This window comes from Chryseobacterium sp. C3, assembly GCF_014218905.1.
GTDB lineage: Bacteria > Bacteroidota > Bacteroidia > Flavobacteriales > Weeksellaceae > Chryseobacterium > Chryseobacterium mucoviscidosis.
The window spans coordinates 83,689-96,940 of record NZ_JACLCU010000005.1; the positions used below are offsets into that span (position 1 = coordinate 83,689).

General features: G+C 36.5%; 12 protein-coding genes. 5 read left to right on the forward strand and 7 right to left on the reverse strand.

The window, feature by feature from the left end; genetic code table 11:
- Window positions 1–52 precede the first annotated feature (52 nt).
- The 5 genes from H6W53_RS12270 to H6W53_RS12290 all read left to right on the forward strand — a co-directional run bounded on the left by H6W53_RS12270 (window position 53) and on the right by H6W53_RS12290 (window position 4,056).
- Window positions 53–721, forward strand: a complete 669-nt coding sequence (locus H6W53_RS12270) for a carbonic anhydrase (protein ID WP_185207185.1) — start codon at window positions 53–55, stop codon at window positions 719–721.
- Window positions 722–742: 21 nt separating this feature from the next.
- Window positions 743–1,042 carry a hypothetical protein gene (locus H6W53_RS12275; RefSeq protein WP_185207187.1) on the forward strand — a complete coding sequence of 100 codons (300 nt, stop codon included), beginning with the start codon at window positions 743–745 and terminating at the stop codon, window positions 1,040–1,042.
- Window positions 1,043–1,182: 140 nt separating this feature from the next.
- Window positions 1,183–2,775, forward strand: a complete 1,593-nt coding sequence (locus tag H6W53_RS12280) for a SulP family inorganic anion transporter (RefSeq protein ID WP_185207189.1) — start codon at window positions 1,183–1,185, stop codon at window positions 2,773–2,775.
- A gap of 53 nt (window positions 2,776–2,828) precedes the next feature.
- Window positions 2,829–3,467, forward strand: coding sequence for a carbonic anhydrase family protein (locus H6W53_RS12285; RefSeq protein WP_076391687.1), 639 nt, complete (start codon window positions 2,829–2,831; stop codon window positions 3,465–3,467).
- 166 nt (window positions 3,468–3,633) lie between these two features.
- Window positions 3,634–4,056, forward strand: coding sequence for a hypothetical protein (locus H6W53_RS12290; protein ID WP_185207191.1), 423 nt, complete (start codon window positions 3,634–3,636; stop codon window positions 4,054–4,056).
- 47 nt (window positions 4,057–4,103) lie between these two features.
- Here the strand turns inward: H6W53_RS12290 and pth are convergent, their stop codons facing one another.
- From pth to mfd, 7 genes are all read right to left on the reverse strand, one after another.
- A complete protein-coding gene (gene pth / locus H6W53_RS12295) occupies window positions 4,104–4,667 on the reverse strand; it encodes an aminoacyl-tRNA hydrolase (RefSeq protein ID WP_087708796.1) in 564 nt (187 codons plus the stop codon).
- Window positions 4,668–4,757: 90 nt separating this feature from the next.
- Window positions 4,758–5,699, reverse strand: coding sequence for a hypothetical protein (locus H6W53_RS12300; RefSeq protein WP_185207193.1), 942 nt, complete (start codon window positions 5,697–5,699; stop codon window positions 4,758–4,760).
- A gap of 103 nt (window positions 5,700–5,802) precedes the next feature.
- On the reverse strand, window positions 5,803–6,654 hold the full coding sequence (locus H6W53_RS12305) for a hypothetical protein (RefSeq protein WP_087708715.1): 852 nt from the start codon (window positions 6,652–6,654) through the stop codon (window positions 5,803–5,805).
- Window positions 6,655–6,794: 140 nt separating this feature from the next.
- On the reverse strand, window positions 6,795–7,538 hold the full coding sequence (locus H6W53_RS12310; RefSeq protein ID WP_185207195.1) for a hypothetical protein: 744 nt from the start codon (window positions 7,536–7,538) through the stop codon (window positions 6,795–6,797).
- A gap of 3 nt (window positions 7,539–7,541) precedes the next feature.
- A complete protein-coding gene (locus tag H6W53_RS12315; protein ID WP_185207197.1) occupies window positions 7,542–8,354 on the reverse strand; it encodes a hypothetical protein in 813 nt (270 codons plus the stop codon).
- Window positions 8,355–8,362: 8 nt separating this feature from the next.
- Complete coding sequence (locus tag H6W53_RS12320) at window positions 8,363–9,187, reverse strand: hypothetical protein (protein ID WP_087708709.1); 825 nt, start codon at window positions 9,185–9,187, stop codon at window positions 8,363–8,365.
- Between the two features lie 562 nt (window positions 9,188–9,749).
- Window positions 9,750–13,121: a transcription-repair coupling factor gene (mfd, locus tag H6W53_RS12325; protein ID WP_185207199.1), complete on the reverse strand. Its 3,372-nt coding sequence runs from the start codon at window positions 13,119–13,121 to the stop codon at window positions 9,750–9,752.
- Between the last annotated feature and the right edge of the window lie 131 nt (window positions 13,122–13,252).

A 13,252-nucleotide genomic window follows, 5' to 3' on the forward strand; every position in this document is an offset into this window, starting at 1 on the left:
TTTTGAAATTAATTTAAACCAAATAAATAATTAATCCTTATAAAAAGCTCTTATGTCACAGTCGTACAAAGCTATTTTTGAAAACAACAGAAAATGGGTAGAGTCTAAAATCGCGGAAAACCCGGAGTTTTTTCATGATCTTGCCAAGACACAGCATCCGAATTATCTTTACATCGGATGTTCAGACAGCCGCGCGACTGCAGAAGAACTGATGGGAGCCAAACCGGGAGAAGTTTTTGTCCACAGAAATATTGCCAATGTGGTGAATACTCTGGATATGAGTTCTACAGCCGTTATTCAGTATGCCGTGGAACACCTTAAAGTAAAAGACATCATTGTTTGCGGACATTATAACTGCGGAGGCGTAAAAGCAGCGATGACTTCTCAGGATTTAGGATTGCTGAATCCGTGGTTAAGAACCATCCGCGATGTATACAGATTGCATCAGGCTGAACTGGATTCTATTACAGACGAAGACAAACGCTACGACAGACTGGTAGAACTTAACGTACAGGAACAGTGCATTAACGTCATCAAAATGGCGTGTGTACAGGAAAGATATATTTTAGAGGAATATCCCGTAGTTCACGGTTGGGTTTTCGATCTGAGAACCGGAAAAATCATCGATCTGGAGATCGATTTTGAGAAAATATTAAAAGATATCCAGAAAATTTATAACCTTACCAGCTCAGACTGGGTAATGAGCAGAAAGACCAAATAATTTTTATATAAAGAATGTAAAATGAAACTCTGGAGTATTATTACATTACTGTTTTTTCTCAACTTTACGGCTTTACCGAGTATTGCCGAAGTTTTCGGTTGGGATCTTACAAGAACAAATGTAGTAATTAATGAAGAAGAGCCACATTCCCACCCCTCGACTTTTATAGTTTACGAAAAAACACTTCCTAAAACTTTTGATGTTTTCGATTATCTGAAGTTTTATGAACCCTCACTGGAAGACAGATCGTTTGTACTGATAGACGATTCTTTTCATCTGTCTCCATTGCTTACCATATTTTCTCCGCCTCCGGAAGCGTAATTTTTACCGTTAGATTTTTTTGATAGCTATTCTTTGTCATACCATTGATATTGAATAAACACGTGCTTTAAAAATTACATTTTCCAAACTTTACAACGGTCTGTTCATAAAAACAGATCACTATTCACAGCATTTTCATCATGAAAAAAACATCATTAATCGGAGGAATTAAGGAGAATTTCCCTTCAGGACTCGTGGTATTTTTAGTAGCGCTTCCTTTATGTTTAGGGATCGCATTGGCTTCTGGAGCCCCGCCTTTGTCCGGAATCATCGCCGGAATCGTGGGAGGTCTTGTTGTAGGATCCATCAGTAATTCGAATATTTCCGTTTCAGGTCCTGCAGCGGGATTAACGGCCATTGTTTTAACTGCCATTACAGATCTTGGCGCATTCGAACTTTTTCTTTGTGCCGGAATTATTGCAGGATTGCTGCAATTGATTTTAGGATTTATAAGAGCCGGAAGTATTTCCAATTATTTTCCTAATAACGTTATCGAAGGAATGCTTGCTGCCATCGGAATTATCATTATTCTGAAACAGATTCCCCACGCTTTGGGATTTGATAAGGATTATGAAGGACATGAATCTATATTCGACAATGGTCTTAATTTCGGATATTTTACAGAATTATTCGGAGCAATTCAGCCGGGTGCGATCATTATTACCTTAATTTCGGTAGCGATTCTGATTACCTGGGACAAAGTTCCGGCTCTTAAAAGAATTAAAATGCTTCCGGGAGCTTTGGTTGCCGTTGTAACAGGGATTATCCTGAATCAGATCTTTAAAATGACAGGAAGCTCATTGGAAATCCAGACCCAGCATTTGGTTTCTCTGCCCGTTCCACAGTCTTTTGATGACTTTAAAAACCTTGTGACCATGCCGGATTTTAACGGATTCACCAATCCGAAAGTGTGGATTGCAGGAGCAACAATCGCTATTGTCGCTTCTATTGAAACTCTGCTTTGTATTGAAGCTTCCGACAGGCTTGATGTACAGAGAAGAATTACCGATACCAATCTGGAACTAAAAGCTCAGGGAATCGGAAATTTAATAAGTTCATTTATCGGCGGACTTCCGATGACTTCTGTGGTGGTAAGAAGTTCGGCAAATGCCAATTCGGGAGCAACCTCAAAATTATCAACCATTATTCATGGAATTTTATTGCTAATATGCGTTCTGTCGATTCCGGTAGTTTTAAATTTAATTCCACTGGCGACTTTGGCAGCAGTATTAATTATGGTAGGTTATAAACTGGCAAAACCTGCTACGTTTAAACATTTCTGGCATTTAGGAAAGTTTCAGTTCATTCCTTTCATTGCAACGGTGGTGGCTGTTGTGGCAACCGATTTGTTAAAAGGTGTTGGAATAGGTCTTGCTATTTCAGTATTCTATATTCTTCAGGGAAATATGAAGAGAGCTTATTATTTAAGCCGTGAGAAGCTGGATGATGCAGATGAAATAAAAATGAAACTGGCGGAAGAAGTTTCCTTCCTGAATAAAGCGGCTATCAAAAAAACATTGAAAAACATTCAACCGAATTCTAAAGTAATTATTGATGCAAGAGAAACATCTTATATAGCAACCGATGTTCTGGAAATGATTCAGGATTTTGCCAATATCCGTGCAAAAGAAGAAGACATTACGGTTGAATTGTTAGGATTTAAAACGTCTTACAGAGATTATGAAAGAGACGAAGAATCTCACATTTTAGTTACGCATAAAAGAGCAATGTAAGCTCAAAACAATAAATTTTATACCTTTAAAAAATTCAATTTAATAAAAATTATATGAAAGCACATACATCCGAAACGCAATCAACGATTACTCCTGAAAAAGCATTAAACTTTTTAAAGGAAGGAAACCAGAGATTTGTAAATAACTTAAAGGCTAACAGAGATCTTTTGGAGCAGGTAAACGCAACCCGTGAAGGACAATGGCCTTTTGCGGTAGTATTAAGCTGTATCGACAGCCGTACTTCTGCAGAACTTATCTTCGATCAGGGATTGGGAGACATTTTCAGCATCAGAATTGCGGGAAATTTCGTTAATCAGGATATTTTAGGATCTATGGAATTCGGTTGTAACGTTGCAGGTTCAAAGCTTGTAGTAGTATTGGGACACACAAAATGCGGCGCTTTAAAAGGCGGTCTTGATGCAGCAAAAATCGAAGGTTTGGGAATGGATAACCTTAACCACCTGATCAACCACTTCAACCCGATTATCAATGATATTATCGAAGAAGGAGAAGAGCGCTCTTCTGCCAATGCAGATCTTTTGGAAAGACTGAATCAGCACAACGTAATTAATGCGATTGATGATATCCGTAAGCAGAGTTCTACCCTTAGAAAACTTGAAGAGGAAGGAAAAATTAAGATCGTGGGAGCCAATTATGATGTAGAAACAGGCGTTGTAACCTGGTTAGCATAAGAAATGTTATAGTTTAGATAAATTGGTTGGAAATTAGCTTTAAGAGTACAATCGCAAAGACCATCGGATTTCGGTGGTCTTTTGTTTTATTTAAACAGTTTTTTTTTAAAAATAGTCAAAGAAAATAGCCTGTAAAATCTTACTTTTGATTTTTAATTTTCTCTTCATGAAAATACTGTTGAATATATTTGGGGTAACATTCTTTTTATTTATTAATACGGCTTTAAATGCTCAAAAACCAGTTTCAGATACTTTAGCTTACGCAAAAAAGTTCGAAACCAATAAGCAAAAATATATTGGAAAACCTTTTTCTTTATTGCTGAAAGACATGACGCAGCTTCAGTTTAAGAAAGCAAAATCCGACATTAAAGAAGATCAGGAAAATGCGATTCCAAGTACAATTTTCAGGTTTTCAGATAAAGAGGTAAATTCTCCGAATGAAGTAAGTTTTGTGATTAAATGGAAAGCAGACACAGCTCCTGTAACTCCGATAGAATTTTTTGAGCAGGAACATAATTATCGTTTTACACTTAATGAAAGAAACTTTTTCGAAAAGAAGATCATAAAAGATATTGTAGTGTACAAATAACAAAAAACCTCCATTTCCGGAGGTTTTTGACATATTATTTCTGAGAATTATTTTCCGTTGAATGCAGACATCGTATTGTTGATTCCTGCGAATACAAATGACAGACACGCTTTGGAGAATTTTTCAATTCTTTCCGGAAGTTTTTCATTTTCTTCTTCATTCCAGGTTCCCAAAACATAATCTACCTGTCTTCCTTCCGAGAAATCGGCAGAAATTCCAAAACGCAGACGGGCATAATTCTGTGTCTGCAATACTTCATTGATGTTTTTCAGTCCATTATGTCCTGCATCTGAACCTTTTCCTTTCATCCTTAAAGTTCCAAAAGGCAAAGCCAGATCGTCTGTTACGATAAGAACATTTTCCAGAGGAATGTTTTCTTTCTGCATCCAGTAACGAACTGCGTTTCCGGAAAGATTCATGTAAGTATCCGGTTTTAAGACCAAGACTCTTCTTCCCTTGTATTTTCCGTCTGCCATCCAGCCGAAATTGGTGGTATTGAAAGAAACTTCCATGGTTTCCGCTAATTTGTCTGCAACTTTAAAACCTATATTGTGACGTGTATTTTCGTATTCTGCGCCTTTATTTCCAAGACCGACTATTAAATATTTCATTGAGAAATTTTTTGCAAAATTAAAGGATTTCAAATAAAAAAACCCAACCTTCATGAAGATTGAGTTTTTTATTATTTTAATTGTAAATTTTTACAATGGTTTGTAGATGTAATTTACACCATATCCTTTTTGCATATAAGTCTGTGCATCGTAGTTGTAATTCGTGGAGAATACAACCGGTGTAGGAATTGGGGTTCCTAAATCCGTAACGGAATATCTCTGAGGGCTGTTTGGTGATAAAATCCAGCTTTTTACATCATTCGCTTCCGTTGATAACAGTCTTGAAATTTTGTACGCATTCGGAATTAAAGTAAACGGATTGATTTTCGTATCATAATTTGTAAACTCATATCCTAGCTTAGTTGTCGGAGAACCAAACGAACCAGTTGATCCCATTGGTCCGTAATTTCTTGTTACTTTAGAAACATTATCTCCTGTATATTCATACTTTGTTTTTGAATAAGAGGTATATACAAATGGAGTTCCTGAAGCTTCAGGTCCGTTTCTCATGATAATTGAATCCAGTTTTGCCGTTGCCGCAGCATACTTTAAGGTATAAAGTGTCTTTGTCTTTTTATAAAGCGTCTGTGGTCCCGGTACTAAAGGAGTATATGGAGCTGTAGTACTTCTCTTGAAGAAAGATCTGTTTTCTGAGATGGTTTCTATTCTTCCTGTACTTCCGTAAGTAAACTGCTGTGTAAAGATCACGCTGTCTTTATCTAAATCTCCGTTTCCGTCAAGATCTAAAAATCCTCTGAAATCGATTCTGCTTACCTTATCTCCGCTCCATGCTAAATCTGTAGTAGAGTTCATACTGTCTGTTACCACTTTAGACAATTGAAGACCATTGTAATAATAGGTTGCTAAAGTATCTGAGTCTGTGATCTCTCTGTATAAAGCTCTCGGACCATTCAGTCCTGTATTGTCATTAATATCCACCAGAGGATTTCCGTCTTCATCCAATAAATCTTTACAAGAATGAATTGTAGAAATACCTACCAATAGTAAAACAAAATAAAAAAGTCGTTTCATTCCAATAGGGGATTATTTATTTTTTCACAAATATAATTTTTTTTTGAATAAAAATCACGTTTTTATTCATATTATCATAAAACTAGTAAAAGATAATTCTTCTTTATAACGGTTTATAGATATATTTAATTGTCTGACTCTGATCTGAAACCGGATAATTCTGTGAATCATACAGATACCCTTTAGGATAAGAAATGGCAGCGCCGGCAGGATTCTGTATCGTAACTTTCCCTACATTATTGGCAGACAGCATATAAGAGTTGAGCTGCGTCATAGTGGAAGATACCATAAAATATTCCTTCGGAAGCGTAGTATAAGGGTTTACTTTAACATCATAATTTTCATACAGATAAGAAGTGGTAGATGCCGTGGAAGCCGTAGGAGTTCCTCCGCTCATTAACATCGTGGTGTAATCTGCTTTTACGATATTGTTTGCCGAAAAGGTAAATTTAAGTTCTGTATAATGAGTATAGGAAGTACTTCCTGCCATTTTTTTCTTCTCAACAATTCTGTACAGCACTCCGTTTGCATCATAATATACTGTAAAATCACTGTGGTTAGCTACTCCCATAACAGTCTGATCCATCGTAAATGCGGATAATTTTCCGCTTGTATACGTAAGTGCGTAAGTATTATCTGTAACGTGCGGAGTTACATTATCCTGAATTTTTATCTGAGAAATTGTAGTTCCCGAATAAGTTACGGTAGAAGTAAGCGTATTGCTGGACGCAGCATCTCTTACAAAAACCTGAGAAAGCGCTCCTCCTGTTGTAACATACTCTTCCAGATCTTTTGTCCCATTGTTTACTTTGGATAAAATTCTGGGACCTGTAATCGTAGTTCCGGATGTTGTATTCTTGTTCTGATTCGGCGGATCTTCCGTTGTATTGTCACAAGAAACCACAAAACCAAGGGCAATTGCAGCAAAAGTAGACAGGATGTAATTTTTGGTCATATTATTAATTTTTAATGCCGTCAAATATAATTTATTTTCTCCTATCACAGCCTTAAAATCATTAAATAAATATCACTTTAAAATAAAAAAATCTAAAAACTTTCGCTTTTAGATTCTAATTTATGAAAAATAATCTGTTTTTAATAAGGCTGCAAAACAGACGTTGTTAAAACAGACTGAGACATATCGGAATTCAGAAAGTTGGTATTCACTGCTGTTCCTATTCCCAGAGTTCCGCTGTTCAGGTTCCTTTTTGTACAGGCAACCTTCACTTTATAATTGTTTTTCGGAGTTACATTCGTAAGTGTTGTGTTCATGTTATAAATTTTATAGGAACCGTCTGTCCCGATTAAAACATCGGTTCTTACTGCTTTTAAAAGATCATCCACAAAAATTCCGCACGCAAAACCTGAAGACGAGTTTGAATTATTGGTCTTTTGAGCAGTTGTCTGAAACGTAAAAACAACTTTATTAGTGGTATTGGTTACCGAATACGTATCCTGAGCTCCTGTAATTACTGTCCAATCTGAAGTAAGCGCAGAGTTTTCTGCATAAGGAGAAGTAGAACCGTTATTTCCACTGAAGGTTACTCCTGTCTGATCCGACACCGTATTCATGGAAAATAAAGACATACTTCCCTGTCCGTCTGCAATTTTCACACTCTTCCAGTCGTTAACTGCAAGATCCGAGTTATTATGAAAAATGGTTCCGGCTGTTCCGGCTGAACCTTTTACGGTATTTGTTCCGCCCATTCTCATTTCTTTATTGATGTTCAGATCCCCGTTGATATCAAGTAATCCTACAGGTGTTGCAGTCTTTATACCGACTTGGGCATAATATCCTAATGAGAATATAGAAAATATTACTAAAGCTATTTTTTTCATGATTTAGTTTAAGATTGAATTAAATACTTGCGGTATTTCGTAAACATCCACTTTAAGCGAGGATTGTGTGATAAAGCTGTCGATATTTGAAGACACATTAATACCGATACCTAAATTTGCCGTAGTATTGTACGATTTTAATCTGGAACATGCTACACTCACTGTATGCTGCCCTTTGGTAAGGTTCTGCACCATCCCGATCTGGTTATGCGTAATAAAAGTATTGGTAGCACTACTTGCCTTTATATTTCTCTGTCTTAGATTCACAAGCTTATCGTCTACAAAAATTCCGCATGCATAATCAATAGAAATATCGGTCGTCCCATTGGCTGGAAACGCAGCCTGAACCACTGTTTCAAACTGGAAGTAGGTTTTACTTTCTGTACTGTAAACAAAGAATGGCTGAGATAAAGATGCTATTTTTTTAAACTGATTTAAACTGCTGAAATCTGTATCTTTTACAAGGGTTGTAGATCTGCTTGTTCCATTGGAAGATTCTTCCGTACTGGAAAAAGTAATCCCTGTTTTATCTGAGAAAGAGTTATTAAAAATTAAATAAAATTTATTCGGTTCATATTCCGGAATACGAAGAGACTTCCAGATCGGAGGATTTCCTGCTCCCTGCGAAACAAGTATCTGATCGTTATTTCCCTGTGAAATACTGTTATCCGTAGGATTGAAAACAGATAATTTATCTCTTAAATTAACATCACCGTTTACATCAAGAGTAGATTTCGGAGTGGATGTTTTTATACCTATTTGCGCAGAAGATAAAATTCCTGCGGAAATACAGAAAGCTAATAATATTTTTTTCATGGAGGGATTTAGTTGCTTTTATACGTTACATATTCAATAATATCCACCTTAAAATCAGATTCAAGATTAAATGCATTGGAAACTGAATTTGAATTCGAGATATTTTTTCCGATGGTAAACTGAGAATTGATATCTGAAGATTCAATTTTTCTGCAGGCAACCTCAATTTTCTGAGTACCTACAGGAACATTCTGCTCCGTATAATTCAACGTGAAAATATAATCCTGAAAACCACCTTTATCGGTATTGTTATTGGAAGTAATCTTATCCGGACGTACTGCAACCAGCTTATTGTTTCGGAATATACCACAGGCAAATGTAACACTTTGAGAAGTTGTTGCAGCGGGTGCTTTCATTTCAACTCCTGTCTGAAACTGGTAAGTAAGCCTGTTTTTTCCGTTTTTAATGATGAAGTTATTCTCAAGACCGGCAATCTTTACCCACGTACCGTTTGCAGTAGCAGCAATGTCGTTTCCAACAGAATTTTTATAAATTCCGTCTGCAGCAACACCGTTAGAAAGCGTACTGATACCCACCTGATCGGAAGATAAATACGAATTGATGAGTTTATACTGACCTTCTTCCATAAAAGTAACATTTATGGATCGCCAGTTTGGGGGAAGACCTTCGCCCTGAGAAACCAGCACCTGTCCGTTCAAGCCGGGATTACCCAGCGTAGTAGCAGTACCTCCTACTCTCAATTCTTTTCTTAAGGTGGTTTTCCCGTTTACATCGAGAACAGCATTGGGGGTACTAATACCAATTCCCACCTGAGCGTATGCCTGAACAGAAAATAATAATCCGGCTACACAGCTATATAGAGTTTTTTTCATAATAAGGGACTGCAAAGATAAATAAAAAATATACAGAAAGTAGAGTAGAAATACGTAAACTGATAGAAATTAACTAATTACGCCATAGCAGCAATTGACTAAAAAGTAGAATTATTACTACTAAAAACTTATTATTCCATATCAATTTTTAATGATATTTCAAGTTAAATATCCCTTATTAATGAATTAAATAATTTACTTTCCTTCCAAATTATGATTTACATAAAAATCATATCTTTTTAATATTGAAATATTTACAAATTTTAAAAAAGCATTTAACACCTTATTCATTTATCCACAAATCGTGATAAATAGAACCTTTTTATAACATTTCAAGACTAAAATAAATTCGTTTTTATTATCCAATTTTTTCGATCAGAGCTAAAATTACAAACACGATAAAAATCATGTTACATGCCGTCTTTTTAATCTTTTTTTAATGTTAAATCCCCTTAACATTAAAAAACATAAAGTATTGTTCTTCAGCCATCTTTAAAAATATGGGATAAAAAATGCCGCATTGTAGAACAACACGGCAAAATATATCAGATAATACAATGAACTATATTTCACTCTTCAGAATTGTTTTCAGAAGATCATTCACCTCATCTACATTCCTTACTTTATCTTTCCTCATCATCAGTTGATTGCCTTCCTTTCCGGTCTTTTCCTTAAGCTGTGCTTCTTTAGGATTCTTCGTTAAATAATTAATGATAGTCCTGAATTTATCCGTCTGATAAAATTTATCCTGAGGATTGCCCGGAAAATATCCTAAGAACACTCCGTTCTTCATGACGATCTTTTCGAAACCGATATCTGAAGCAAGCCATTTTAAACTTACACTTTTCAATAGATTTACCGCTTCTTTCGGCAGTTCCCCAAAACGGTCGATCAGTTCAGATTCAAATTTATTCAGATTTGCCTCGTTATCTATCTCCGCAAGTTTCTGGTAAAGCAACAATCTTTCTTCCGTATTGGAAATATACCAGTCCGGAAGCATCAGTTCCAGATCCGTATCAATATTAACGTCTTTTGTGGTTTTAAATAATTTGTTCCTTTCTTCTTCATTTTCGAAAAGATTTTCAAATTCCTGATCGTCTTTCAGCTCTTCCAAAGCCTCCTGCATCAGTTTTTGGTAAGTTTCAAAACCCATTTCATTAATAAACCCACTCTGCTCCGCTCCCAGTAAATCTCCTGCTCCACGGATTTCAAGATCTTTCATGGCAATTTGGAAACCGCTTCCCAGATCCGAAAACTGTTCTATGGCTTCCAGTCGTTTTCTTGCATCGGAAGTCATCATATCATAAGGCGGCGTAATAAGATAACAGAATGCTTTCCTGTTACTGCGCCCGACACGACCTCTCATCTGGTGAAGATCTGCCATCCCGAAACGCTGTGCATCATTAATAAATATGGTGTTCGCATTCGGAACGTCTACTCCACTTTCCACAATGGTTGTAGAAACCAGAACATCATATTTCCCTTCCATGAAATCCAGAACGTTTTTTTCCAGTTGTTTTCCTTCCATCTGTCCGTGTCCTGTAATTACTCTCGCATCAGGAACCAGTCTTTGGATCAGTCCTGCAATATCTTTCAGGTTTTCAATCCTGTTGTTGATGAAATAAACCTGTCCGTCACGCTGAAGCTCATAGGAAACTGCATCTCTAAGAATTTCTTCGTTAAAGCCAATTAATTGCGTATCTACCGGCTGTCTGTTGGGCGGCGGCGTTTTAATAACGGATAAATCTCTCGCTGCCATCAAAGAAAACTGTAACGTTCTCGGAATCGGTGTTGCTGTTAATGTTAAAGTATCAACATCAGCTTTTAAAGTTTTAAGCTTATCTTTTACAGAAACTCCGAATTTGTGTTCTTCATCAATAATCAGCAATCCCAAATCTTTAAACTTTACAGAGCTGCTTGCCAACTGATGTGTTCCTATAATAATGTCTACTTTTCCCTCTTTTAAAGCCGCAAGCGTTTCAGATTTCTGTTTTGCTGTTCTGAAACGGTTCACATACGCAACATTTACCGGAAAATCTTTCAGCCTTTCTTTAAAACTTCTGTAATGCTGAAACGCCAGAATCGTGGTGGGAACCAAAACAGCAACCTGCTTTCCGTCTGTCGCCGCTTTGAACGCGGCACGAATCGCAACTTCCGTTTTACCAAAACCTACGTCTCCACAAACGAGACGATCCATCACCGTATCTGCTTCCATGTCCTTTTTAACATCGATGGTGGCTTTTTCCTGATCCGGAGTATCTTCGTAAAGGAAACTTGCTTCAAGCTCATTCTGCAAATAAGAATCGGGAGTGTAGGCAAAACCTTTCGCAGATTTTCTTTGAGCGTATAATTTTATTAAATCAAAAGCCAATTGTTTTACCCTTGCTTTCGTTTTCTGTTTTAAAGATTTCCATGTTGGCGATCCTAGTTTGCTTAAAACAATTTCGCGACCTTCCGGACCGTTGTATTTTGAAATTTTATGAAGAGAATGAATGCTCACATATAATAAGTCTCCGTTTTTATACGTCAGTTTAAAACATTCCTGAATTTTCCCGTCGTTATTCACCTTTACCAGTCCCATGAATTTTCCGATTCCATGATCGATATGGGCAATGTAATCTCCGATTTTCAAAGACATTAAATCCTTCAGTGTCAACTGTTCAGATTTGGCAAATGTATTTTTCGCCTTATATCTTTGGTAACGGTCGAAAATCTGGTGGTCGGTGTAGACCAGAATTTTATGATCGTTATCCACAAAACCTTCATGAAGTTCAGATTTAAAACTTTTAAAAGGAAGTTTGTGTTCCAGTTCTTCAAAAATCAATTCCAGTCTTTCTTTCTGCTTTTCTGTGGAAAAAGAAACCCATGTATCGAAGCCTTCATTCTGTTTGCCTTCAATATCTTCAATTAACAGTTCGAAATTTTTATTAAAAGCAGGTTGTGAAGTCTGGTCTATCTTCATTTCCGATAATTCAATAAGTCCTTCAATGGGAACACTTCCGAAATCAACCGTTTTAAATTTTTTATAGTCAAACAGAAATTCCTGATCGGAAATAAACAATTCCTGCGGCGACCTGTGTGCAATGTCCTTGCTTAAGGTTTCATATTTTTCCAGAGATTTTTCATAAAATGATTTCAGTCTCTGCATTCCCACAATTCCGTTTTTAGAAACCACGAAACTCTCTTTTGGCAACAATTGCAATAAAGAAACCCTGCTTCCTGTTACTGTAAAATTCATATTGGAAACCAACTGAAAATCGCTTACTTTATCAATGGAAAGCTGTGTTTCAATATCAAACGTTTTAATGCTTTCCACTTCATTCCCGAAAAATGTGATCCTGTATGGCTTTTCATTAGAGAACGAGAAAACATCCACAATTCCCCCTCTTACTGAAAATTCTCCCGGCTCCGAAACGAAATCCGCCTGCTGAAAATGGTAATGATTGAGCAGTTCATCCACAAAATCAAAATCCAACTGATCGCCTACTTTTATATGATGCGAAATCGCCTTAAAATCTTCCTTTTTTAAAACCTTTTCAGACAGCGCTCCTGCATACGCAACGATAACGCGCGGAGATTTTCCGGATGTGATCTTATTGATAACTTCCGTTCTCAGAACAAGATTGGCGTTCTGCGTCTTTTCTACCTGATACGGTTCCAGATGAGTCGCCGGAAAATAGAGTACTTTTTCTTTCCCTAAAAGATCTTCCATTTCCGTATTGGCATACAAAGCATCTTCTTTATCGTCCAAAATATAAAGAATGGTTTTCTTTTGGGTAAGAAATAACTCGGCTACAAAAATAGAAACCGAAGAACCCGCGCTTCCTTTTACAGAAATATGTTGATTATTTTCCAGTTGAATAAAAATCTCTTTTCCGAATTCTTTCTGAAGAAGCTCCGGAAGAAATTTTTCGCTGATGGTTTTTAATTGCATAGATAATTTGGTATAAACGCAAAAAGCGATTTCGGGAGTTTTCCGAAACCGTTTTGGCTATACAAAGATAAGGATAAATATTTTTCTTTTAAGAAGTTGAGAAGTTTTTAAACACTTCAAAATTCTTAATT

What these genes read in the sequence shown, in the direction of transcription:
- H6W53_RS12270 (WP_185207185.1), top strand. Translation starts at nt 53, where the DNA reads ATGTCACAGTCGTACAAAGCTATTTTTGAAAACAACAGAAAATGGGTA.
- pth (WP_087708796.1), bottom strand. Translation starts at nt 4,667, where the DNA reads ATGAAATATTTAATAGTCGGTCTTGGAAATAAAGGCGCAGAATACGAA.
- H6W53_RS12285 (WP_076391687.1), top strand. Translation starts at nt 2,829, where the DNA reads ATGAAAGCACATACATCCGAAACGCAATCAACGATTACTCCTGAAAAA.
- H6W53_RS12305 (WP_087708715.1), bottom strand. Translation starts at nt 6,654, where the DNA reads ATGACCAAAAATTACATCCTGTCTACTTTTGCTGCAATTGCCCTTGGT.
- mfd (WP_185207199.1), bottom strand. Translation starts at nt 13,121, where the DNA reads ATGCAATTAAAAACCATCAGCGAAAAATTTCTTCCGGAGCTTCTTCAG.
- H6W53_RS12280 (WP_185207189.1), top strand. Translation starts at nt 1,183, where the DNA reads ATGAAAAAAACATCATTAATCGGAGGAATTAAGGAGAATTTCCCTTCA.
- H6W53_RS12315 (WP_185207197.1), bottom strand. Translation starts at nt 8,354, where the DNA reads ATGAAAAAAATATTATTAGCTTTCTGTATTTCCGCAGGAATTTTATCT.
- H6W53_RS12310 (WP_185207195.1), bottom strand. Translation starts at nt 7,538, where the DNA reads ATGAAAAAAATAGCTTTAGTAATATTTTCTATATTCTCATTAGGATAT.
- H6W53_RS12290 (WP_185207191.1), top strand. Translation starts at nt 3,634, where the DNA reads ATGAAAATACTGTTGAATATATTTGGGGTAACATTCTTTTTATTTATT.
- H6W53_RS12275 (WP_185207187.1), top strand. Translation starts at nt 743, where the DNA reads ATGAAACTCTGGAGTATTATTACATTACTGTTTTTTCTCAACTTTACG.
- H6W53_RS12300 (WP_185207193.1), bottom strand. Translation starts at nt 5,699, where the DNA reads ATGAAACGACTTTTTTATTTTGTTTTACTATTGGTAGGTATTTCTACA.
- H6W53_RS12320 (WP_087708709.1), bottom strand. Translation starts at nt 9,187, where the DNA reads ATGAAAAAAACTCTATATAGCTGTGTAGCCGGATTATTATTTTCTGTT.